This window comes from Mycobacterium bohemicum DSM 44277 (assembly GCF_001053185.1).
Taxonomy (GTDB): Bacteria; Actinomycetota; Actinomycetes; order Mycobacteriales; family Mycobacteriaceae; genus Mycobacterium; species Mycobacterium bohemicum.
On record NZ_CSTD01000001.1, the window covers coordinates 1,779,611 to 1,802,143 of the forward strand.

Consider the following 22,533-nt stretch of genomic DNA (forward strand, 5'->3'; position numbering starts at 1 on the left):
CGAATTTCGCCGCTCGGGCAGGATGGTCACGTGCTCGCCCACCCAAGTACCGGCCAGGCGTTCGCCTCCCCGGTCGGTCCCGGCTCCGGATGGCCCGGTGACCCGGCGACGCCGCAAACCCCGGTGGCCGCCGACGCCGCCCGGGTGGTCGCGTTGAGCGCCCGGGCCGGTTCGATCCCGGACCTCGACGCGATGGTGAGCGTCTGCCGGGCCTGCCCGCGGCTGGTCGCCTGGCGCGAGGACGTCGCGCATGCCAAGCGCCGCGCCTTCTCCGACCAGCCGTATTGGGGCCGCCCGGTGCCGAGCTTCGGGGCGCCGCGGCCGCGGCTGCTGATCGTCGGGCTTGCGCCGGCCGCGCACGGCGCCAACCGGACCGGTCGGATGTTCACCGGTGACCGCTCGGGCGACCAGTTGTACGCCGCGCTCTATCGGGCCGGCCTGGTCAATCAGCCGACCAGCGTCGACGCCGCGGACGGTTTGAGCACCGACCACGTTCGCATCGTCGCGCCGGTGCGGTGCGCGCCGCCGGCCAACGCACCCACCCCGGCCGAGCGGGACACCTGCTGGCCGTGGCTGAACGCCGAATGGCGGCTGGTGTCCGGGCACGTCCGGGTGATCGTGGCCCTCGGCGGGTTTGCGTGGCAGGTGGCGTTGCGGCTGCCGGTCGCGGCCGGGGTGCCCAAACCGCGGTTCGGCCACGGCGCGGTGGCCGAGCTGGGGGCGGGCGTGCGGTTGCTGGGCTGCTACCACCCCAGCCAGCAGAATATGTTCACCGGTAGGTTGACTCCGGTAATGCTCGACGACGTCTTCGGAAAGGCCAAGAAGCTGGCAGGGATCAAGTGACCGGGAGCGTACTGGTTTCCGGGGCCAGCGTGGCTGGCATCGCGACGGCGTATTGGCTTGGACGGCATGGGTATTCGGTGACGGTGGTGGAGCGCCACCCCGGCCTGCGGCGCGGCGGGCAGGCGATCGACGTGCGGGGACCGGCGCTGGAGGTTTTGCAGCGCATGGCGCTTCGGGCGGCCGCAGACCACGTCAGGACGCGGATCCGCGGTTCCTCGGTCGTGGACCGCGACGGCAACGAGCTCTCGCGCGACACCGAATCGACGCCTACGGGCGGGCTCATCGCCAACCCCGACATCGAGCTGCTGCGCGACGATCTCGTCGAATTGCTGTACGACACAGCCAAATTGACCACGGAGTTCATCTTCGACGACAGCATCACCGCGCTGCGCGACGACGGCACGTCGGTCACGGTCACCTTCGAGCAGGCCGACGAACGCCGCTTCGACCTGGTCATCGGCGCCGACGGGCTGCACTCCAACGTGCGCCGGCTGGTGTTCGGCCCCGAGGAGCAGTTCATCGAGCCGCTGGGCACCCACGCGGCGATCTTCACCGTGCCCAACTTCCTGGAGCTCGACTACTGGCAGACCTGGCATTACGGCGACCACACCATGGCCGGGGTCTACAGCGCGCGCAACAACACCGAGGCCCGGGCCATGGTCGGCTTCATGGACCCTGACCTGCGCATCGACTACCGCGACACCAACGCCCAGTTCGTCGAGCTGGAGAAGCGGATGGCCGACGACGGCTGGGTGCGCCCGCAGCTGCTGGAGTACATGCGCAGCGCGCCGGATTTCTACTTCGACGAGATGTCGCAGATCAAGATGGACAGCTGGTCAAAGGGCCGGGTGGCGCTGGTCGGCGACGCCGGATACTGCTGCTCACCCCTGTCGGGGCAGGGGACCAGCGTGGCCCTGCTGGGCGCCTACATGCTGGCCGGTGAGCTCAAGGCCGCCGGCGAGGACTACGAACTCGGGTTCGCCAACTACCACAAGGAATTCAACGACTACGTCAAGCGCAACCAGTGGCTGGTCGTCGACAACATCCCGGGCGGGGCGCCGATACCGCAGGAGGTGTTCGAGCGCATCGTGAACTCCATCATCCTCAAGGACTACTGACACCTCCTTCGGCGAGCAGACGCAGAATCGCACTCGCGGCCGGCGTGTCGGGTGATTCTGCGTCTGCACGCGGCGGCCCCGGGAACGTTCGAACCGAAAAGTGCGTTGTCGCGGGCGTGCGCCTTTCCGTCCTCGACCTCGTCCCGGTACGCAGCGACCAGACCACCGGTGACGCGCTGGCGGCCACCGTGCAGCTGGCGCAGGCCGCCGACCGCCTGGGTTTCACCCGCTACTGGGTCGCCGAGCACCACAACATGCCGTCGGTCGGCGCCACCAGCCCGCCGGTCCTGATCGCCTACCTTGCCGCGCAAACGACACACGTCAGGCTCGGCTCCGGCGGCGTCATGCTGCCCAACCACGCGCCGCTGGCGGTCGCCGAGCAGTTCGCGCTGCTGGAGGCGGCCGCCCCGGGCCGCATCGACCTCGGCATCGGGCGGGCGCCGGGCTCCGACCCGGTGACGTCGTACGCCCTGCGCAGCGGCCGCGGCGATGACGACATCGAGAACTTCCCCGATTACCTCGACGACGTGGTCGCGCTGATGAGCGCGCGCGGCGTCGTGGTGCCGCTGCGCTCGGGGGACTATCGGCTCAAGGCCACCCCCGCGGCCGCGAGCGAGCCGCGGCTGTGGCTGCTGGGGTCGTCGATGTACTCGGCGCACCTGGCCGCGGCCAAGGGGCTGCCGTACGTGTTCGCCCACCACTTCTCGGGCCAGGGGACCGAGGAGGCGCTCGAGGTCTACCGGTCCCGCTTCAAGCCGAGCGCCCTGACCCCAGAGCCGCTGACGTTCCTGACGGTCAACGCCGCGGTGGCCGAAACCCGCGACGAGGCAACGGCTTTGATGCTGCCCAACCTGCAGATGATGGCGCGGCTGCGCACGGGTCAGCCGCTCGGGCCGGTGCCGCTGGTCGAGGAGGCCGAGGTGGCGCAGCTCGGCCCGGAGCAGCAGCGCATCGTGGACAGCGGCCTGCGACGGGCCGTCCTCGGCACACCCGCGCAGGCCGCCGAGCAGGTGCGGGCCTTGGCCGACCGATTCGGCGTCGACGAGGTCATGGTGCACCCGGTCGCCTCGGCCCACCTGGGCACGGACCGGGGCACCGCGCCCGCGCGGGTGGCGACGCTGGAGCTGCTGGCCAAGGAGCTGTTCTAGGCGGTCACTCCGGCACACCGGCCTGCTGCGGCTGACCCGCCTTGGGCCGGGGCGCGTGCGTGGTGATCCACTGCCACAGCTCCTCGGGGGGAAGCGGCGGCGTGTGGATGAACCCCTGGGTGATGGTGCACCCGTATCGGTGCAGCGCGTTCAGGGTCATCTCGTCTTCGGCCCCCTCGGCGACCAGATCGGCCCCCAGGCTGCGGGCCAGGGCGACCGTGGAGCGCACGATCGCCACCGAGCGCGGGTCCTGGACCAGCCGCGAGACGAAGATCCTGTCCAGTTTCAGCTCGTCGACGGAGACGTCCTGCAGGCGCGCCAGCGACGACCAGCCGGTCCCGTAATCGTCCAGCGAAATGCGAACGCCCAGGTGCTGCAGCGCGGTCACGGTGTTGCGGGACCGCGCGGAGTCGACCAGGGCGCTTTCGGTGATCTCCATGATCAGCGCGTTCGGCGGAAGCCCGTACGCCTTCAGCAGCCGGTCGATGGTGCCCACCAGCTCGAGGTCGAGCAGATTGGTGGTCGACAGGTTCACCGCGACCGGCAGCAGCATGCCCCGCTCGCGCCAGCACCGGACCTGCGCCAGGGCCGAGTCGATCGTGCGGTCGGCGATCCTGCGGTTGAGCCCGGCGCGCTCGGCTGCCGGCAGGAACTCCTCCGGCAGCAACAGCCCGCGGGTGGGATGGTGCCAGCGCAGCAGCGCCTCCACGCTGTGCACGCTGCCGTCGGCGGCGTTGATCTTGGGCTGGTAGTGCAGGGTCAGGCCCTGATCGACACCGCCCTCGACGAGCGCGGCCCGCAGCTCCTCGACCAGGCGGGGGTCGTTGTCGCGGTACATCTCGAACGCCGGGTCGTACACCGCGATCTTGCCGGACGTCGACTTCGCATGGCGCACCGCCGTCTCGGCCCGGGTGAGCAACTCCTGCGGATGCTCACAGTGGTCGGGGTAGAGCGCGATCGCGACGCACGCGTCGACGCCCATGGTGACCGGGTCGAGCTGGAACGGCTCGCTGAGAGCCTCCAGCAGCCGGCCCGCCTGGGTGCGCGCGGTGATCAGATCGGATCCTTCGTCGAGCAGGACGGCGAACTCGTCGTCGCGCACGCGCGCCAGCAACCCTTCCCGACGCACCGTGCCGGCCAACCGGTTCGCGACGCGGCAGACCAGCTCGTCGGCGAAGTGGCGACCGATCGACTCCGTGATCTCCTCGAAGTCGCACAGGTGCAACAGGATCAGCGCCCGGCGCGACACCCGCGAGTTCAACGCGGCGGATCCGGCGGAGTCGGGGCGGCGCAGCTCGGTCAGGGACGTCGCCAACGACCGCCGGTTGGGCAGCGCGGTCAGGTCGTCGGTCATCGCGTGCCGGTGGCTTTCGGCCAGCATGCCCACATCGCGGAAGGTCACCGAGAACCGGGCTGCGACCGCGACCAGGCTCAACGCGGCGAGCGTCGATGCCAGTCCCGAACGGTGGCCCAGCACGGCCACGGCAACCGCGATGGCCGTGCACGCCACCGGCACGGTGTACGAGCTCAGGCCACGCCGCGGCAAGGGGGCCGCCGACGACCACGGCGCCCAGCAGGCCACCGCCACCAACAGCGACGATGCGGGCCAGAGCACGTCGAGCGTGGTGCCGACCCGGTAGGAGCCCGCGGAGGTCTGGAACAGGTACACCGTGTCCGCGACAGCGAACCCGATGAACCCGAGGGCCAGCATCAGCCAACGAAATCCGTTGCGCCAGCCCACTATTGGCAGCACGCCGGCGGCCAGGGCCAGCAGAAGCAGGTCGCCCGCCGGGTAGGCGAGGCCCACCAGCACGGTCGCCGGTGCGCGGGCCGCGGAGACCGCACACCAGGGAGTCGAGCTGCAGCGCAACGGGCCCCCGCCGCAGGCGCGCCCGCGTCAGCAGGATGAGTCCGGCGTAGACGAACGGATAGAACGCCAGGTACTCCGGATCGGCCGGCGACGGCGACTGACCCTCGGTAACCCATGCGGCGTAGACGATGTCGCCGAGCGCCGACAGCCCCATGCCGGCGGCGATCAACGACCAGGCCAACCGGTCGGCCGCCACGCGGATCGCGCGGAGGGCGATGAGCGCGGCCGCCAACGCATTCAACGCCGCATACAGGCAATCGGCAAAGAGCACACCGTGACTGGCCTTCGGATCGGCGACGCTGGTCACCGCGAAGACCAGCACGCCAAACGCCAACAGCGCCAGAACGATTCGGATACCGGTCGGTGGCCAACGGATGCCGTCGGCCGCGCGGCGCGGCAGGTCGTGTGCCGATGTCGCCGGGCCGGCAACGGGTCGCAGCGCCGGCGCCACCGCCGTCCCGTTGCCGAAAGCGCCGGTGGAGCCCCGCGTGCCGGTGACGGCCTGGTAGGCGGAGGCGGCCGCGCCCGGCGGCCACCCTTCGCCGGCCGGGGCGGTCGAGGCGGCGTCTTCCGGCAACGAATAGCGCAGGGGCAGGTCGGGGATGAAGCTGCGAACACATTGTCCGCCTTCGCGTTTGGCCGTATACATGGCGAGGTCGGCGTGGCGCAGCAGCTGGTCGACGGTACAGTTGGAGGCCGGGGTGGCGACCGTGAAGCCGATGCTCGGCCGGACGGAGACGGGAACTCCCTCGATCACGATCGCGGTGTTGAAGGCGTCGAGGACCCGATGGGCCGCGGCGTGTGCCTCGTCGACGGAACCCCGCAGGAGCACGGCGAATTCGTCGCCCCCCAGCCGGGCGATGGTGTCCCTGCTGTCCAGGACGGCGGTGAGCCGCCCGGCGACCCGGACGAGCAGTTCGTCGCCGGCGGGGTGGCCCAGCGCGTCGTTGACCTGTTTGAAGTTGTCCAGGTCCAGGCACAACAGGGCGAAGGAGTTGGTGTCGTGCTGCAGCCGGGCGACGGACTCCTCCAACCGGTGCAGGAAAAAAGCGCGGTTGGCCAGCCCGGTCAGGCTGTCCCGGAAGGCTTCCCGCGCCACCTCGGACAACAGCTTCCGGTTCTCCAGCAGCACCAGGAACTGGCGGGCGAGCACGGCGGCGGCCAGCAGGCCCAGCGCGGCGAGCATCGGCCCGTGCGCCATCAGGCCCACCGCGTGGCTCAGACCGACGGCGGCGGCCACCAGCAGCGGAAGGTAGGGCAGCCACAGGCGGGTACGCGACAAGATCTCGTCCGTGCGCGACGGGCGGGTGGGGGACTCGGTGACGCTGGCCAGGGCGCCCAGCGCGATCATCCCGATGCCCGCCAGCCGGAACACGTCGGCCGGGTCGCTGTCGTGATAGCTGCCGAACCCGGCCCTGAACACCACCAGCATGTCGGCGATGGAGATGACCGCGATGCCCACGGCCACCAGGCGCCGGCTGGGCCAGTCGGTCGCATGCGCCCGCGACAGCATGATGATGGCCGTGGTGGCCAGAATGATGTCGGCGGTCACCTCACCGAGCGTCACCGGCATGGAGCCCGCGTCCTCCCGCAGCTGCTTGTCCAGGACGAACACCCAGCAGATGACGAAGAGCGAGGCCGCCACGATCAGACCGTCGAGCACCAGGCGGCGTGGGGTGCTCCGAGAGGCCCGCGAGATCAGGACCAGCGCGGCCATCGCGCCCAACGGATAGAGGCTGAAGAAAACCTCACCCACCGCCGGATGGCTGGCGTGCTCGACCTCTGGACGCACGTCGTAGACCGCCCAGATGATCTGCCCCACCGCGGCGCCGAGCATGGCGGGCACCAGTGCCAGCCAGCCCAAGCGGTGGCGCCCCGTCGCGTGGTAGGCCGCGTAGCCCGCGCACGCCGCCGCAAACACCAAAGCCGGGAGTGAAACGGCCTGGTAGAGCGGGCGCTGCCCATGGGGGCTCTGCCACCCGGCGACCCAGTCCGCCAGGATGAGGAGCATCGCGGTGCCGTAGAACCCCAGGACCAGCCAACCGAGCCGCGAGGGCAGTCCGAGCCGCCGCCAGGGGTTACCCGTCCAGCGCTTCATAGCCGCTCCAGCCGATCCCGAGCTCGCGGTGAGCCAAAGCGGTCACCGCGCGTTACTGGAGAATAGTCCGACGACCCGCCTTTCGGGCCACTACCTGGCGATATTGGGCTGCTCAAATCCTCACTCGGACTGGTTTGCGTCGATCCGGGCCAGCGCCTCCCGAAGGATCCGCCCGGTGGTTTCGCGGTCGGGATCCCGGCGCAGCAGCATCCCCTTGGCGACCGAGAGCTTGTCGCCGTCGCGCCGCGGCAACACGTGCAGGTGGATGTGGAACACCGACTGGAAGGCGGCGCGGCCGTCGTTGATCGCGATGTTGGTCGCGTCGGCCAATTCCGTCGCGCGTGCGGCCCGGGCGATCCGCTGCCCGACGGTGACCATCCCGGCCAGGGTTTCCGCCGGGGTGTCGGTGAGGTCGACGGTGTGCCGCTTGGGAACGACCAGGGTGTGGCCGCGGGTGAACGGGCGGATGTCGAGGATGGCCAGATAGTCGTCGTCCTCATGAATTCGGATGGCGGGGGCCTCTCCGGCGACGATCGCACAGAAGACGCAGGACATGTCGCCCACGGTACTGGCCGGCCCGAGCTGCGGGATACGCTGCCGCAGTGGACGCTCGCGAGGTTGCCTTCGCCGGAGCGGCCGCACAGGCGCAGATGCTGGCCGACGGTGAACTCACCGCACCGGACCTGCTCGAGGTCTACCTGGACCGCATCGCCCGCCTGGACCACGAACTGCGCTGTTACCGCGTGGTGGCGGCGGACAACGCGCGATACCAGGCCGTCGTCGCGCAGGAGCGGCTCGACGCCGGTGAGCGCCGGCCCCTGCTGGGCGTGCCCGTCGCGATCAAGGACGACACCGACGTCGCCGGGGAAGTGACGGCGTGCGGCAGCGGCGGTCATGGACCGGCGGCCACGGCCGACTCGGAGGTGGTGCGGCGCCTGCGGGCCGCCGGCGCGGTCATCATCGGCAAGACCAACGTGCCCGAGCTGATGATGTTCCCCTACACCGAGTCGCTGACGTTCGGGGCGACCCGCAACCCCTGGGATCCGCGGCGCACCCCCGGCGGCAGCAGCGGCGGCAGCGCCGCCGCGGTGGCGGCCGGACTGGCCCCGCTGGCGCTGGGATCCGACGGCGGCGGCTCGATCCGCATCCCGGCGACGTGGTGTGGCCTGTTCGGCGTCAAGCCGCAGCGCGACCGGGTTTCGCTGGAGCCGCACGATGGCGCGTGGTACGGGCTCAGCGTCAACGGCCCGCTCGCCCGTTCGGTGCGGGACGCGGCGCTGTTCCTCGACGTCACGTCGACGGTGCCGGGGCCCGAAGGGGAGTTCGGCGCCGCGGCGGCGCGCGCGCCCGGCAAGCTGCGAATCGCGTTGAGCACCAAGGCCCCGACCCCACTGCCCGTCCGCGTCGGCCGGGCGCAACTCGAGGCCGTCGAGCAGGCCGGCGCGCTCTTCCGCGATCTCGGCCACGAGGTCGTGCGGGCCGACCCCGAATACCCGGCGTCGGCCACCCTCCTCAACTTCCTGCCGCGTTACCTGCGTGGCATCAGTGACGAGGCCGACGCGCAGGCCCGCCCGCAGCAGCTCGAAACGCGCACCCGCAACATCGCCCGCCTGGGCACCTATTTCTCCGACCGGCGCATGGAGGCCGTCCTGGCCGCCGAGCCCGCGCTGAGCGCCCGGATCCAGGCGATCTTCGACGACGTCGACGTCGTCGTCACGCCCGGCACGGCCACCGGGCCCTCCCGCATCGGCGCCTACCAGCGCCGCGGCGCGGTGTCCACGCTGCTGCTGGTGGGGCAGCGGGTGCCCTACCAGCAGATCTGGAACCTCACCGGGCAACCGGTGGCGTCGGTGCCGTGGGACCTCGACGGCGACGGGCTGCCCCTGTCGGTGCAGCTCGTCGGCCGCCCGTACGACGAAGCGACGCTGCTGTCCCTGTCGGCGCAGATCGAGGCCGCGCGGCCGTGGGCCGACCGCCGCCCGCCGCTGTCCTGAAATCGGCCATGATGCGCCACGGCCGCGTCGCCTCGCCGGGGTTGTAGGTTGGCGTCGTGGACCCCGGGGGGATCGAGAACATCGAAGATCTGCTCGACGGGCTCGAGGGCGCGGCGCGCGCCGAGCGGGCTGAGCTGGTCGCATGGCTGCTCGAGCAGGGTGTCACCGCCGACGAGATCCGCGCCAGCAGCTCACCGCTGCTGCTGGCCACCCGCCACCTGATCGGCGACGACGGCACGTACATGTCGACCCGGGAGATCAGCGAGATCTACGGCGTCGAGCTGACGTTGCTGGAGCGGGTCCAGCGAGCCATCGGTCTTGTGCGGGTGGACGATCCCGATGCCGTCGTGCACATGCGCGCCGACGGCGAGGCCGCTGCGCACGTCCAGCGGTTCATCGAGCTCGGCGTGCAACCCGATCAGGTCCTGTTGGTCGTGCGGGTCCTCGCCGAGGGCCTGTCGCACGCCGCCGAGGTGATGCGCTACACCGCGCTCACGACGATCATGCGACCCGGGTCGACGGAAGTCGACATCGCCAAAGGCTCAATGGCATTCGTGAGCCAGATCGCTCCCCTGCTGGGCCCGATGATCCAGGACATGCTGTTCATGCACCTGCGCCACATGATGGAGATCGAGGCCGTCAACGCCGCGGAGCGCGCGGCCGGCAAGCCGCTGCCGGGAGCCCGCCAGGTCACGGTCGGCTTCGCCGACCTCGTCGGCTTCACCCGCATCGGCGAAGTGGTGTCCGCCGAAGAGCTGGGCCGGCTCGCCAACCGGCTGGCCGACATGGCCCGCGACGCGACCGTGCCGCCGGTGCGGTTCATCAAGACGATCGGCGACGCGGTGATGTTCGTCAGTCCGCAGCCCGCGCCCCTGCTGGACGTGCTGCTCAAGCTCGTCGACGCGGTCGACGGCGACAACGACTTCCCCCGCTTGCGCGCCGGTCTGGCGTCGGGAATGGCGGTCAGCCGGGCCGGCGATTGGTTCGGCAGCCCGGTCAACGTGGCGAGCCGGGTGACCGGGGTGGCCCGCCCGGGAACGGTGCTGGCCGCCGATTCGGTCTGGGAGGCCGTCGGCGGCATCGGCAATTTAGAGGGGTCGTTTGCTGGCTCGCGCCGGCTCAAGGGCATCAAGAACGAGGTCAAGCTGTTTCGGATTCGGCGGAGTGGCGGCTGAGCCGCGAACGCCGGCATTAGGCAGGCCCGGGCGACTCTGGGGGCGGACGACTCCGTCATGCGCGTGTCGCACGCGGCCGGCTTCCTACCCATCTTCCGGCGCTTGGAATTGGTCGCTTCCGGGCCTGCTTCGCAGCCCAAATTACTCCGTTGAGCTGCGGATAACAACGGCTCGCCCCACCTGAGCCGGGGCTGGGGACCGCCCCGGGTTCGCCGGGGGCGAACACCCTTCCCCATTACGATGTAACGGTGTAATCATGTAATCATGAAAGCAAACCACATGCACGGGCGGCGCTACGGCCGGCCCGGAGGCTGGCAGCAGGCCCAGCAACCCGACGCGAGCGGCGCCGCCGAATGGTTCGCCGGACGCATCCCCGAAACCTGGTTCGACAACGACCCCGCGGTGATCGTCGACCGGGAGGAGATCACCGTCATCGGCAAGCTCGCCGAACCCGAGGGCGAGCAGCAGGAGAGCGGGGCCCGCGCGGAGGGGCGAGTCGCGCGCTTCCGCGAGGAGACGCGCTCCGAGCGGATGCGCATTGCCGACGAGGCGCAGGATCGTTACGGCCGCAAGGTTTCCTGGGGAGTCGAGGTCGCCGGCGAGCGAATCCTGTTCACCCACATCGCCGTACCGGTGATGACGCGCCTGAAGCAACCCGAGCGGCAGGTGCTCGACACGTTGGTCGACGCCGGGGTCGCCCGGTCCCGCGCCGACGCGCTGGCCTGGACGGTCAAGCTGGTCGGCGAGCACACCGAGGAATGGCTGGCCAAGCTGCGTGACGCCATGTCGGCGGTCGACGACCTGCGCGCGCAGGGCCCGGATCTGCCTTCGTAAGCGAAAGACGCAGTGCCGTCGAGCTTTTGCGCGGTGTGCGGAGTCTACAGCTTGTTGACGTTGGCGACGATCTTGTCGGCGATCTGTCCGGCTTGGTCGCCGACGTGGTAAGCGCAGGCCCTGATGTCGACGATCACGTTGTTGGCCACGCCCAGCACCCGCTGACACCCCCAACCGTCAGCGCCCTCCTCGGAGTCGGCCATCGCGATCTTGGGCGGGGCGCCGCTCAGCTCGCCGAACGTCCAGTGAATGGTGTCGCCGTTCTTCGTCACCTCGATCGTCTTGCCCGCGCAGTCCTTCCACGTGGTCGCCGAACTCTGCAGGAACGCCTTGGCCTTGTCCGCGGACGGGAACGCGACGACGGCCTGGTTGGCCCAGTGGGTGTAGTTGTCTCCGGGCTCGGATGACACCAGTGCGCTGATCCCGGTGTAGCCGCTACCCGCATACACCGGGTCCTGGCTGGTGTAGAGCGCTCCCTGGCAGTCCGGCGCCGACAGCGTCAGCTCGGAGGTGTTCATCGCCGTGATCGGCTTGCCGGCCTCCATGGTCGAGGCGCCCATGATCGAGTTGATGTCCGACGTGCTCAGCAGCAGCGCGCTGAGCTGATCGGTGGACACCGGGTCGGGTGGCGGCGCCGGCTTGGGCCGGACGACGAGCCAGATGCCGATCCCGCTGACGACGACCACCAGCACCACCGCGACCGTGGCGACGAGGGGCCAGGGGTTGCGTTTGCGGGCGGGGTTTAAGGCGGGCCCGGGGAACTGTTGGGGCACTGGGGTATTGGGTGGCGGCGTTACCCAGTCACCGGGGAGTGGCCCGGGGGGATACGGCGCGGGCGCTGCGGGCGGCGTGCGGGGTTCGGGGGTGGCGGGGGTGGTGTCGATGGTGGGCAGGGTGGCTTCTTGGCTGCGGCGCAGGATGGTTTCGGCGTGGTTTTGGTCGGGGTCGGTGAGTGCTTCGTGGGCGGCCAGGGCCAGGTCGCCGGCGCTGGCGTAGCGGTCTTCGGGTTTTTTGGCCATGCCGCGGGCGATGACGGCGTCAAAGCCCTTGGGCACGCCGGCGTGCTGGGTGCTGGGTTGGGGGATGGCGTCCATCAGGTGGGCGGTGACCAGGCTGGCCGCGCTGTCGGCGCGGTAGGGCGGGGCGCCGGTCAGGCATTCATAGAGCACGCAGGCCAGCGCGTAGATGTCCGCGCGGTAGGTGACCTCGGCGTTGGAAAAGCGTTCGGGGGCCATGTATTTCCAGGTGCCCACGGCGGTGCCCAGTTGGGTGAGTTTCTCGTCGGTGGTCGCGCTGGCGATGCCGAAGTCGACCAGGTAGGCGAAATCGTCGCGGGTGACCAAGATGTTGGGCGGTTTGACGTCGCGGTGCATCACCCCGGCGGCGTGCGCGGCATCGAGCGCCGAGGCGATCTGGGTGATGATGGCCACCGCGCGTGGCGGGGTCAGCGGGCCGTAGCGCTTGAGCAGGCTGTCTAAGTCGGTGCCCTCGATCAGGCGCATCTCCAAAAACATCTGCCCGTCGATTTCGCCGTAATCGTGGATGGGCACCACGTGGGGTTCTTGCAAACGACCGGCGATGCGCGCTTCGCGTTTCATCCGCTCGCGAAACACCGGGTCCTTGCTGAACTCCGCGGTCATCAGCTTGACCGCCACCGTCCATTCCTTGACGGTGTGCTCGGCCTCATACACCTCGCCCATCCCACCGCGGCCCAACAGCCGCGTCAGGCGATAGGGCCCAAACGTCGAACCCACCCGCGAAGCCTGCGCGTCGCTCATCCGGTGAACCTCCAAACCAACCCAGGCCCGCCGACCATACCAACAAACCGCCCACCAATCCGGGTGTTTGCCCGTGACCCGCGAAGCGGGTGCTGCCACCGCCGTATATGCAGACGCCTGCCGACCACCGGCTGTGCGTGCCGCCGGATCCGCTTCAGCGCGTTCGGTGGGCAGCGTGTGACGGCCGCCAGCACCAATACCGTTGCCGCCAGGCTGAATTCGCTCAGCGCGCGGGCCGGGTCGGGAGCGGATTGATCAGCCTCCCGTGGGCGACCAGCGATCCGTGTTGCTTGAGGCGCTGGGTGCGGACGTTGACCTCGTAGCCGAGGATCCCGTCGATCTGCCCGAGTTGCTCGCTGAGGTAGCGGTACAGGTCGTCGGCGTCGCGGCAGATGGCAATCGCCATCAGGTTCTTGGATCCGCTCGTGGCGCCGGCGAAGGCGATCTCGTGGTGCGCCGCGATACGTTCGCCGACGCGCTCGATGTCGCGGGGCGCCACCGTGAGCCACAGCATGCAACTGAGCTGGTGCCCCAGGCGCTCGGGTAGCACGTCGACGTCGTAGAGCAGCGCGCCGCAGGCCTCCAGCGCCGCGAGTCGCCGGCCCACCCTGGCCACCGACCAGCCGGTCCGCGCGGCGAGTTTTGCTTGCGGGGTGCGGCCATCCTCGGCGAGCGCCTCGAGGATCGGACGGTCCTCGGCGGCGGGCAAGGTCGGCTGATCGCGCGACACCGCGCAGGTCCGCTCGGCCAGGATCTGCGCGGCTTGCCGCTCGGAGAGTGGGTGGCCGTAGCCCGTCCACGGCGTGTTTGCCGGGTCGCCGAACGCATGCAGCAGCAGGTCGATGGTGATGTCCGTGACAGCCGTCGTCCGCGGCAACAGCCGCAGGAGATCCTCGCGACCGTTGCCCAGCGGCGCACGGATGACGCAGACGAGGTCGGTCCATCCCGCCAGCACATTGGCGTGGGAGACGTCGGGCCGGCGCACCAGCGCGTCGGCCAGCTGCGACACCCGCTCGGGTGCGGCGCGAATCCGGCACACCCAGCTCGCTTCGCCATCGACCCAGCGGTTCTCCAGCCCGACAACGCGCACGACGCCGTCGCGGCGCAGCCGATGGTAGCGCCGGGCGACGGTTTGCTCGGTGGCCCCGACCACGGAGGCGATCCGGCGGAATGACACCCGCGGAGCCAACTGCAGGGCATGCAGAATCTGCGCGTCCATGGCGTCGATCACGAGGAAATTATGCGCCAATCGCAACATTAATGAGGACTTCTCGTCAATATCGGCGCAGGCATAGCAACTTTGCGGCCGCCGCTGCCAGCCTGGAGCCCATGAACCTGACCGGCAACACCGTCCTGGTCACCGGCGGCGCCAGCGGAATCGGCCGCGGCCTCGCCGAATCCCTGCATCGAGCGGGCAACCAGGTTGTGATCGCGGGGCGCCGTCGCGACGCGCTGCGGGCCGTCGCCGATGCGAACCCGGGCATGGAATGCCGTCGCGTGGACCTTGCCGAGCCGGCCGGCATCGACCGGCTGGCCGCCGAACTTCGCGCCGGCCACCCCGGCCTGAACGTCCTCGTCAACAACGCGGGCATCATGCTCTCCGAGGACCTGCTGGCCGGTCAGGCCGCCCTCGCCGGGATCGCCGAGGCCACGGTGGCGGTCAATCTACTCGGCCCGATGAGGCTCACTGCAGCGCTACTACCGACCCTGCTGGGCCAACCGCACGCCGCGATCGTGAACGTGACCTCCGCGTTGGCGTTCGTGCCCAAAGCGGTCGCGCCGACCTACTCGGCAACCAAAGCGGGCCTGCACTCCTACACCCAGTCGCTTCGCCGCCAATTGCGCCACACCTGCGTCCAGGTGATCGAGATCATCCCGCCGCGGGTGGAGACCGACATGCTCGCCGGCCAGGACCGCGGTCCCGATGTGATGGCGCTGAATGACTTTGTCGCCCAGACGATGTCGCTGCTGCGCGGCCGGCCCGACGCCACCGAGATCGTGGTCGGCGGCGCCGAACGCGTGCGCTTCGCCGCCCGCGGCGGGCGCTACGACGCCGTCTTCGAATCAGTGAACCCCTGAGGAGCGATCACCATGCAGATCGGAATCGGACTGCCCAGCCATATCGCGCACGTGCCGGGTCCGTTGCACGCCGAGTGGGCCCGCCGGGCCGAGCGGCGCGGCTTCGCCGAACTGGCGGCGATCGACCGCCTGGTCTACGAAAGCCTCGACTCGATCGTCGCGCTCTCCGTGGCCGCGGGCGCGACGACAGTCATCGGCTTGACCACCAACGTGCTGCTGGCCCCGCTCTATCCGGCGGCGCTGCTGGCAAAGCAAGTCACCGCCCTCGCCGGCGCATCCTCCGGCCGCCTCACCCTCGGCCTGGGAATCGGAAGCCGGCCGGACGACTACACCGCCGTCGGCGTGGACTTCCGGCGGCGTGGGCGCATCCTCGACCAGACCGTGGCCGTCCTGCGTGAGACGTGCGACGCCAGGACCGTCACCGGCGACAAGGCGCTCGCCCCTGCGCCGGTGCGGATTCCGATCCTGTTCGGCGGGCGCGCGGACGCCTCGATCCGCCGCGCCGCGACGATCGGTGACGGCTGGACCGCCGGGGCGTCCGTGCTCGCCGACCGGGTGCGCGCGGCGTGGGCGGAGGCGAATCGCGCTGGCCGACCGAGGCTTTCGGCCAGCGTCAACTTCGCCCTCGGCGACGCCGAGACCGTCGCCGCCGGCCGGGCCCACCTGCAGCGCTACTACGGCTTCAAGCCCGACTACGCCGCACTCAACGTCGCCGACATGCTCACCTCGCCCCTCGACGCCGCACAGACCGTGCGGGCCTACCGGGACCTGGGGTTCGACGGGGTCGTGTTCCACCCCTGCGTCGCCGATCTCGACCAGGTCGATCGCCTCGCCGACGCGCTGCTGTGATGTCTTGTCCTGTTGCACACAGTGATTCGCCGCGGCGGCCCGGACGGCTAGGCGTCGCCGCCGGCGGTGTGAAACGTGAAGTGGTAGTCGCAGATGCGGACGTGGTCGCCGTCGTGCAGCGTGGCGGTCGAGCGGATCCGCTGGTGTTGCACGTGCACGCCGTTGGACGAACGCAGGTCGTTGATGATGTAGCTGGTCCCGGTGTCGACGATGACGGCGTGGTGGCGGCTGACGTTGGGGCTCTCGAGCACGATGTCGTTGTCGCCGAGCCGCCCGATCCGGGTCGCCGCCGCCTGCAGCGGATAGCTGCGCCCCGAGTCCGTCGTCAGGCACGCGACGGCCTTCTGGCCCGACACCATGGTGCGCTGGTCGAGTACGGTGATCACCCCGGCAGCGGTGGTCTTCGCCGACTTGCGGGCATCGAGTTGTTCCTGGCGCAGGATCCGCTCGTTGAGGGTGCGAAGCGTGGGCCCGGGATCGATCCCCAGCTCGTCGGCGAGCGTGGCCTTCACGCGGCGGTAGGCCGCCAGCGCGTCGGACTGCCGGTCGGACAGGTAGTAGGCCGTGATCAACTGGGCCCACAACGGCTCGCGGTAGGGGTGTTCGGCGGTCAGGGCTTCCAGCTCGGCGATCACGGCGGGGGCACGGCCGCAGGCCATTTCGGCCTCGGCCTGCGCGGTGTGGACGAGGATCTTCTCTTCGACCAGGGAGGTGGCATAGGTCTCGACGAACGCGAAGTCGCGCAGGTCCTCCAGCACGGGTCCCCGCCACTGCGCCAACGCCTCGGAGAGGTGCCGGCTGGCCGCTTCGAAGAGGCCGGCCGCCGCGGCATGCACACCCGCGGTCTTCTCGGCGATGAACCGCCCGAGGTCGCAGTCGCCGTCGGCGACGGTCAGGCGGTAACCCGGCGGCGCGGCGGTCAACGCCGCCGGGGGGTCGATCCCGTGTCCGGCGAGCAGCTTTCGCAGATTCGACACGTAGGAATGGATGCTGGCCCGCGCGCCCGACGGGGGAGAGCCGTCCCACAGGCCGGTGATGAGCCGTTCGACGGCGACGGGAACGTTGCGGTTCATCAGCAGAAGCGCCAGAACCGCCCGCTGCTTGGGCGTACCCAACGCCGCGGGGGCGCCGTCGACGGTCATCTCCAACGGTCCGAGCAGGCCGAACTCGAGACGTGTGTTCGCCATCGCGCTTACCAGCCTTTCGGAGTGCGTGCTTTGGGGACGGGACGTGATCGATTCTCGCGCATATCACCGGCGGACCGGTTCACCGCAACTGCCGCCATCAGCTACGCCCGGGTCATCGCGTAGTAGGCGCCGCGGCGGGCCAGCAGCCCGGCGTGGTCACCCTGCTCCACGATCCGGCCCGCCTCCACCACCAGGATGCGGTCGGCGTCGCGGATCGTCGAAAGCCGATGCGCGATGATAAAACTCGTTCGATCGCGGCGCAGTTCGCACATGGCGCGCTGGATCAGGGCCTCGGTGCGGGTGTCCACCGAACTGGTCGCCTCGTCCAGGATCAGCAGCCGGGGGCGGGCCAGGAATGCGCGCGCGATGGTGATGAGCTGCTTTTCGCCGGCGCTGATGTTGGCGCCGTCGCCGCTGATGCGAGTCTGGTAGCCCGCGGGCAGCGTGTGGACGAACCGGTCGACGTAGGCGGCCCTGGCTGCCTCCTCCACCTCGTCGTCGCCGGCGTCCGGGCGCCCGTAGGCGATGTTCTCCGCGACGGTCCCGTCGAAGAGCCAAGTGTCCTGCAGCACCATGCCGATTCCCGAGCGCAGCGACTCCCGGCTCACGGTGGTGATGTCGACGCCGTCGATGAGGATCCGGCCGGCATCCACGTCGTAGAACCGCATCAGCAGGTTCACCAGCGTGGTTTTGCCGGCCCCGGTCGGCCCGACGATCGCGACCGTGCTGCCGGGTTCGGCGACCATGGACAGGTCGTGGATCACCTCGGTGCCCGGGCGGTAGGAGAAGCTCACCCGCTCGAACTCGACACGTCCGGCCCGGCCGGTGGGCGCCGGCAACCGCAGCGGCGAGTCGCCCGGCTCCTCGGGCTCGTCGAGCAGGTCGAACACCCGCTCGGCGCTGGCCACCCCGGACTGCACGGCGTTGTACATCCCGGCGACCTGGCTCAGCGGGGCATTGAACTGGCGCACATATTGAATGAACGCCTGGATGTTGCCCAGGGTGATGCGCCCGGTCGCCACCTGCACGCCGCCGACCACGGCGACCGCGACGTAGCCCAGGTTGCCGACGAACGTGGTCGCGGGCCCGACCAGCCCGGAGACGAACTGGGCGCCGAAACTGGCCCGGTAGACGTCGTCGTTCAACGCGCGGAACTGCTCGCGCGCCGCCGCCTGGTGGCCGAAGGTCTTGACCACGGTGAACCCGCTGTAGGTCTCTTCGATGTGGGCGTTGAGGCGTCCGATGCTCGTCCACTGGGCGGCGAACAGGCGCTGCGAGCGCCGCGCGATCGCCCGGGTCGCCAGCAGCGAAAGCGGCACGGCCGCAACGGTGATCAGGGTGAGCAGCGGCGAGATGGACAGCATCATCGCCAGCACGGTCACGACGGTCAGGACCGACGTCAGCAGTTGGCTGATCGTCATCGACAGCGACGACTGGACGTTGTCGATGTCGTTGGTGACCCGGCTGAGCACCTCGCCGCGCTGCCGGCCGTCGAAATACGCCAACGGCAGCCGGTGAATCTTGTCCTCGACGTCGGAACGCAGCGCGACCATGGTGCGCTGCACGGTGATGTTCAGCAGGCGGGCCTGTCCCCACATCAGCAGCGCGGCAAGCCCATACAGCGCCAGCGCAAGCGCCAGCGTCCGCGCCACCGCGCCGAAATCGACGCCTGCGCCCGGCACCACGTTCATGCCCGAGAGCAGGTCGGCGAAGGAGTTGTCGCCGCGGGCGCGGGCCGCGGCGACGGCCTGGGCCTTGCTGATCCCGGCCGGGAGGCGTCGCCCGACGACGCCGTTGAAGAGCAGATCGGTGGCGTGGCCCAGTATGCGCGGCACGACGACGCCGACAACGGTTCCGGTGACGCCCAGCGTCATGATCACCGCGATCATGCGGCGTTGCGGGGCAAGCCGTTTCACCAGCCGGGCCGACGATCCCCAGAAGTCGCGCGACCGGCCGACGGCGGGCCGCACCGCGCCGCGTGTCGCGGTCATGGCGCGCCCCCGGCCCGGCCCGATCGCACCGCGCCCACCGACTGGGAGTCGGCGAACTCCGCGTAGGCGGCGCAGTCGGTCAGCAGCGATTCATGGGTGCCGCGGCCCACGAGTTGGCCGTTGTCGATGACAATCACCTGCTCGGCCCGGGCTGCGGTGGAGATCCGTTGGGTGACAACGATCGTCGTGGCGTCTCCGGAGATCTCACGCAGCGCGCCCCGCACGCGGGCCTCGGTGTGCACGTCGAGCGCGGCGAACGAGTCGTCGAACAGATAGATCGCCGGGCGGCGGATGACCGCGCGGGCGATCGCCAGGCGTTGCCGTTGCCCGCCGGAGAAGTTGATCCCGCCCTGCGCGACGCGCATGAGCAGCCCGTCATCGTGCGCGCGCACGAAGCCGTCGGCGTCGGCGATGCGCAGCGCCTCCCACATCTCCTCGTCGGTCGCATCCGCCTTTCCGTAGCGCAGGTTGTCCGCGACGGTGCCGGAGAACAAATAGCCGCGCTGGGGAACCAGCCCGATCGCCGACCACAGCCGCTCGGTGTGGTAGTCGCGCACGTCGACGTCGTCGATGAAAACCGCGCCGCCGCTCACGTCATAGAGCCGGCAGATCAGCGACACCAGCGTCGACTTGCCCGAACCGGTGCTGCCGACGATCGCGGTGGTGGTGCCCGGCGCCGCGGTCAGCGAAACATCCTGCAGGACGGGGCGTTCGGCGCCGGGGTAGGTGAACGACGCCCCCTCCAACCGGACCGCCCCCGTGATCCCGCCCGGCGGGGACTTGGGGTTGGCCGGGCTCGAGACGGCGGGGCGGGCGGAGAGGACCTCGGTGATCCGTTCGGCGCACACCGATGCCCGCGGCAGCACCACCAGCGTCATCGTCGCCATCACCACGGCCATCAGGATCTGGGTGAAGTAGGCCAGGAACGCGGTCAGCGAACCGACCTGCATCTGGCCGTGATCGATGCGCATCCCGCCGAACCAGATCAGCGCGACGCTGGAGACGTTGACGGTCAGCGTCGTGACCGGCAGCATCAGCGCCTGCAGGTTGCCCGCGGTCAGGGCGGTGTCGGACAGGGCGTGGTTCGCGCGCGCGAACCGGTCGCGCTCGTAGGGCTCGCGGGCGAAGGCCCGCACCACGCGGACCCCGGACAGTTGGTCGCGCAGCACGCGGTTGATGCCGTCGATCAGGCCCTGCATGCGGCGCAGCAGCGGCAGCATGCGCGACATGATCCAGTAGTTGGCCACGGCCATGATCGGAACGCTGACCAGCAGCAGCCACGTCAGCGCGGCCTCCTGGTGCAGGGCCATGACGATGCCGCCGACGCACATGATGGGCCCGGTCACCAGGACGGTGGCCGCGATCTGAACCAGGTACTGGATCTGCCGGACGTCGTTGGTGCTGCGCGTCAGCAGGGTCGGGGCGCCGAACCGCGCGGTCTCGCGCTCGGAAAAGGTGGTGACGTGGTCGAACACCGCCCCGCGCAGGTCGCGGCCGAATCCCATCCCGGTCCGCGACCCGAAGTAGGTCGCCCCCACCGAGCACAGCACCTGCAACCCGGTGACGGCGAGCATCACCGCGCCGAGCCTGACGATGGTGGCGGTATCGCCGCGGGCGACGCCGTCGTCGATGATCGCGGCGTTGACGGTCGGCAGATACAGCGACGCCATCGTGCTGATCGTCTGGAGCGCCATCAGTGCTCCGACCAGCCGGCGATACGGCCTGACGTACTGGCGCAGCAGTGCCAGGAGCATTCGGTAACTGTCGCACATCGCCGCCGGCGGCCGGGTCAGCACCGCGCGGGCCGGCGGCGTGGTCGCCGAGATCGAAACGCCTGCTCAGGTGGCGCGTCGGTGGTTGACCCCCAGGCCTGCCGCTACAGTGCATCGTGTGACGACCAGTAGGCGAGAAATCGGTGCGGCGTAGGGTGCGGGCTCTGGCTTGGATGGCGTTGCGGTTATCGCTGGCGTTGACGATCCTGATCGCCGCCGTCGCCGGATGCTCGGGTGGGGGCGACAACAAGGCGGGGTCGACCGGCTCGTCGGCGCCGGCGAACGGCGAGGGGCACCACGGGCCGATGTTCCCGCAGTGCGGCGGCGTCAGCGATCAGACCGTAACGGAGCTGACGAAGGTCAGCGGGCTGATCAACACGGCCCGCAACTCCGTCGGCTGTCAGTGGCTTGCCGGCGGCGGCATCCTGGGCCCGCACTTCTCGTTCTCGTGGTATCGCGGCAGCCCGATCGGGCGTGAGCGCAAGACCGAGGAGCTGTCGCGCGCGAGCGTCGACGACATCAACATCAACGGCCACAGCGGTTTCATCGCGGTCGGCAACGAGCCGAATCTGGGGGATTCGCTGTGCGAGGTCGGCATTCAGTTCCAGGACGACTTCATCGAGTGGTCGGTGAGCTTCAGCCAGAAGCCGTTCCCCCCGCCCTGCGACATCGCCAAAGAACTGGCCCGACAATCGATTGCGAATTCCAAATGACCGCGGCACAGCGTTTGCGCCCGCGCGTCAAAGTCGCGGTCATCAGCGTGATCCTCGCGCTGGTGGTGCTGACCGGATGCTCGAAGTCGGTCGCGGGCAACGCCGTGAAGGCCGGGTCGGGCGGCACGCCCCGCAACAACAACTCCCAGCAGCAGTATCCGAACCTGCTCAAGGAGTGTGAGGTGCTGACCAGCGACATCCTCGCCAAGACCGTGGGCGCCGATCCGCTGGACATCCAGAGCACGTTCGTCGGCGCGATCTGCCGGTGGCAGGCGGCCAATCCGGCGGGGCTGATCGACATCACCCGGTTCTGGTTCGAACAGGGCAGCCTGTCCGAGGAGCGCAAGGTCGCCGAGTTCCTCAAGTACAAGGTGGAAAACCGCAACATCGCCGGCATCGAGTCGATCGTGATGCGCCCGGACGACCCCAACGGCGCGTGCGGAGTGGCCAGCGACGCCGCCGGGGTGGTGGGTTGGTGGGTCAATCCGCAGGCGCCGGGCATCGACGCGTGCGGGCAGGCCCTGAAGCTGATGGAGCTGACGCTGGCGACGAACTCCTAGCGCGGGATTTCGAAGCCGACCAGTGCGGCCCGGCGCGGCTCCAGGGCGTTCCACGCGCACTCCGCCGTGAGTACCGCGATCGCCGACGTCGGGAATTTCATCGAGATGCGTTCCAGCACGGCCAGATCCGTGCCTTCATCGGCCGCCAGGGTGAGCGCCAGCCCCGACGTCGTCGGCTCGTGTCCGATGACCAGCAGCGTGCCGACATCGTCGGCGGTGTGGTTGATCTCCCGGATCACCGTTCCCGGCGTGGCCTCGTAGAGCCGGTCGCTGTAGCGCACCGGGGCGTCGATCCCGGTGCGCGCCAACGTTTCCCGTGTCCGCGTCGCGGTGGAGCAGAGCACCGCGTCGATGGCCGGCGCGTTGGCGCGCAGCCAGTCGCCGGCCAGTCCCGCTTCCCGGATGCCGCGCGGCGCCAGCGGGCGGTCGTGGTCGACGACACCGTCGGGGTAGTCGGACTTGGCGTGCCGCATCAGCAGGAGGGTGCGCCGACGGTTCATCTGCTCACGATAACCAGCCGGCAC

General features: G+C 69.9%; 17 protein-coding genes and 1 pseudogene. 10 read left to right on the top strand and 8 right to left on the bottom strand.

Annotated features, from left to right (window positions below; all coding sequences use genetic code 11):
- Positions 1 to 30 precede the first annotated feature (30 nt).
- From BN971_RS08115 to BN971_RS08125, 3 genes are all read left to right on the top strand, one after another.
- A complete protein-coding gene (locus BN971_RS08115; RefSeq protein WP_085178939.1) occupies positions 31 to 843 on the top strand; it encodes a uracil-DNA glycosylase in 813 nt (270 codons plus the stop codon).
- Positions 840 to 1,961: an FAD-binding protein gene (locus tag BN971_RS08120; RefSeq protein ID WP_085178938.1), complete on the top strand. Its 1,122-nt coding sequence runs from the start codon at positions 840 to 842 to the stop codon at positions 1,959 to 1,961. The genes BN971_RS08115 and BN971_RS08120 overlap by 4 nt, the downstream gene beginning before the upstream one ends.
- A 116-nt stretch (positions 1,962 to 2,077) precedes the next feature.
- On the top strand, positions 2,078 to 3,109 hold the full coding sequence (locus BN971_RS08125; RefSeq protein WP_085178937.1) for an LLM class flavin-dependent oxidoreductase: 1,032 nt from the start codon (positions 2,078 to 2,080) through the stop codon (positions 3,107 to 3,109).
- A 4-nt stretch (positions 3,110 to 3,113) separates the two neighbouring features.
- Here BN971_RS08125 and BN971_RS08130 read toward each other — a convergent pair.
- Together BN971_RS08130 and BN971_RS08135 are read right to left on the bottom strand one after the other, a co-directional pair.
- Positions 3,114 to 6,990 (bottom strand): annotated as a pseudogene (locus BN971_RS08130) (diguanylate cyclase domain-containing protein).
- A gap of 207 nt (positions 6,991 to 7,197) precedes the next feature.
- On the bottom strand, positions 7,198 to 7,632 hold the full coding sequence (locus BN971_RS08135; RefSeq protein ID WP_085178935.1) for an HIT family protein: 435 nt from the start codon (positions 7,630 to 7,632) through the stop codon (positions 7,198 to 7,200).
- A gap of 47 nt (positions 7,633 to 7,679) precedes the next feature.
- Here BN971_RS08135 and BN971_RS08140 point away from each other — a divergent pair, with 47 nt between their 5' ends.
- The 3 genes from BN971_RS08140 to BN971_RS08150 all read left to right on the top strand — a co-directional run bounded on the left by BN971_RS08140 (position 7,680) and on the right by BN971_RS08150 (position 11,080).
- Complete coding sequence (locus BN971_RS08140) at positions 7,680 to 9,071, top strand: amidase (protein ID WP_085178934.1); 1,392 nt, start codon at positions 7,680 to 7,682, stop codon at positions 9,069 to 9,071.
- Positions 9,072 to 9,127: 56 nt separating this feature from the next.
- The gene (locus BN971_RS08145) at positions 9,128 to 10,246 is read left to right on the top strand and encodes an adenylate/guanylate cyclase domain-containing protein (protein ID WP_085178933.1); all 1,119 of its coding nucleotides are present in this window, start codon (positions 9,128 to 9,130) and stop codon (positions 10,244 to 10,246) included.
- 264 nt (positions 10,247 to 10,510) lie between these two features.
- Positions 10,511 to 11,080 (top strand): hypothetical protein, encoded by a 570-nt coding sequence (locus tag BN971_RS08150; RefSeq protein WP_085178932.1) that lies wholly within the window; start codon positions 10,511 to 10,513, stop codon positions 11,078 to 11,080.
- A 44-nt stretch (positions 11,081 to 11,124) separates the two neighbouring features.
- Here BN971_RS08150 and BN971_RS08155 read toward each other — a convergent pair whose 3' ends face one another.
- Positions 11,125 to 12,858: a serine/threonine-protein kinase PknH/PknJ gene (locus BN971_RS08155; protein WP_090349912.1), complete on the bottom strand. Its 1,734-nt coding sequence runs from the start codon at positions 12,856 to 12,858 to the stop codon at positions 11,125 to 11,127.
- Between the two features lie 223 nt (positions 12,859 to 13,081).
- The gene (locus tag BN971_RS08160; RefSeq protein WP_085183247.1) at positions 13,082 to 14,116 is read right to left on the bottom strand and encodes an Lrp/AsnC family transcriptional regulator; all 1,035 of its coding nucleotides are present in this window, start codon (positions 14,114 to 14,116) and stop codon (positions 13,082 to 13,084) included.
- A gap of 71 nt (positions 14,117 to 14,187) precedes the next feature.
- Between BN971_RS08160 and BN971_RS08165 the strand changes: the two genes are divergently transcribed.
- Both BN971_RS08165 and BN971_RS08170 read left to right on the top strand, forming a co-directional pair.
- Positions 14,188 to 14,937, top strand: a complete 750-nt coding sequence (locus tag BN971_RS08165; protein WP_085183246.1) for an SDR family oxidoreductase — start codon at positions 14,188 to 14,190, stop codon at positions 14,935 to 14,937.
- A 12-nt stretch (positions 14,938 to 14,949) separates the two neighbouring features.
- The gene (locus BN971_RS08170; protein ID WP_090349913.1) at positions 14,950 to 15,786 is read left to right on the top strand and encodes an LLM class flavin-dependent oxidoreductase; all 837 of its coding nucleotides are present in this window, start codon (positions 14,950 to 14,952) and stop codon (positions 15,784 to 15,786) included.
- Between the two features lie 47 nt (positions 15,787 to 15,833).
- Here the strand turns inward: BN971_RS08170 and BN971_RS08175 are convergent, their stop codons facing one another.
- The 3 genes from BN971_RS08175 to BN971_RS08185 all read right to left on the bottom strand — a co-directional run bounded on the left by BN971_RS08175 (position 15,834) and on the right by BN971_RS08185 (position 20,718).
- On the bottom strand, positions 15,834 to 16,973 hold the full coding sequence (locus tag BN971_RS08175) for a BTAD domain-containing putative transcriptional regulator (protein WP_085183244.1): 1,140 nt from the start codon (positions 16,971 to 16,973) through the stop codon (positions 15,834 to 15,836).
- Between the two features lie 101 nt (positions 16,974 to 17,074).
- Positions 17,075 to 18,964, bottom strand: coding sequence for an ABC transporter ATP-binding protein (locus BN971_RS08180; RefSeq protein WP_085183243.1), 1,890 nt, complete (start codon positions 18,962 to 18,964; stop codon positions 17,075 to 17,077).
- Positions 18,961 to 20,718, bottom strand: a complete 1,758-nt coding sequence (locus BN971_RS08185) for an ABC transporter ATP-binding protein (RefSeq protein WP_085183281.1) — start codon at positions 20,716 to 20,718, stop codon at positions 18,961 to 18,963. The genes BN971_RS08180 and BN971_RS08185 overlap by 4 nt, the downstream gene beginning before the upstream one ends.
- A gap of 161 nt (positions 20,719 to 20,879) precedes the next feature.
- Here BN971_RS08185 and BN971_RS08190 point away from each other — a divergent pair, with 161 nt between their 5' ends.
- Positions 20,880 to 21,449, top strand: coding sequence for a DUF3558 domain-containing protein (locus BN971_RS08190; RefSeq protein ID WP_085183242.1), 570 nt, complete (start codon positions 20,880 to 20,882; stop codon positions 21,447 to 21,449).
- The gene (locus BN971_RS08195; protein WP_085183241.1) at positions 21,446 to 22,009 is read left to right on the top strand and encodes a DUF3558 domain-containing protein; all 564 of its coding nucleotides are present in this window, start codon (positions 21,446 to 21,448) and stop codon (positions 22,007 to 22,009) included. The genes BN971_RS08190 and BN971_RS08195 overlap by 4 nt, the downstream gene beginning before the upstream one ends.
- Here the strand turns inward: BN971_RS08195 and BN971_RS08200 are convergent.
- Positions 22,006 to 22,509, bottom strand: a complete 504-nt coding sequence (locus tag BN971_RS08200) for a SixA phosphatase family protein (RefSeq protein ID WP_085183240.1) — start codon at positions 22,507 to 22,509, stop codon at positions 22,006 to 22,008. The genes BN971_RS08195 and BN971_RS08200 overlap by 4 nt on opposite strands.
- Between the last annotated feature and the right edge of the window lie 24 nt (positions 22,510 to 22,533).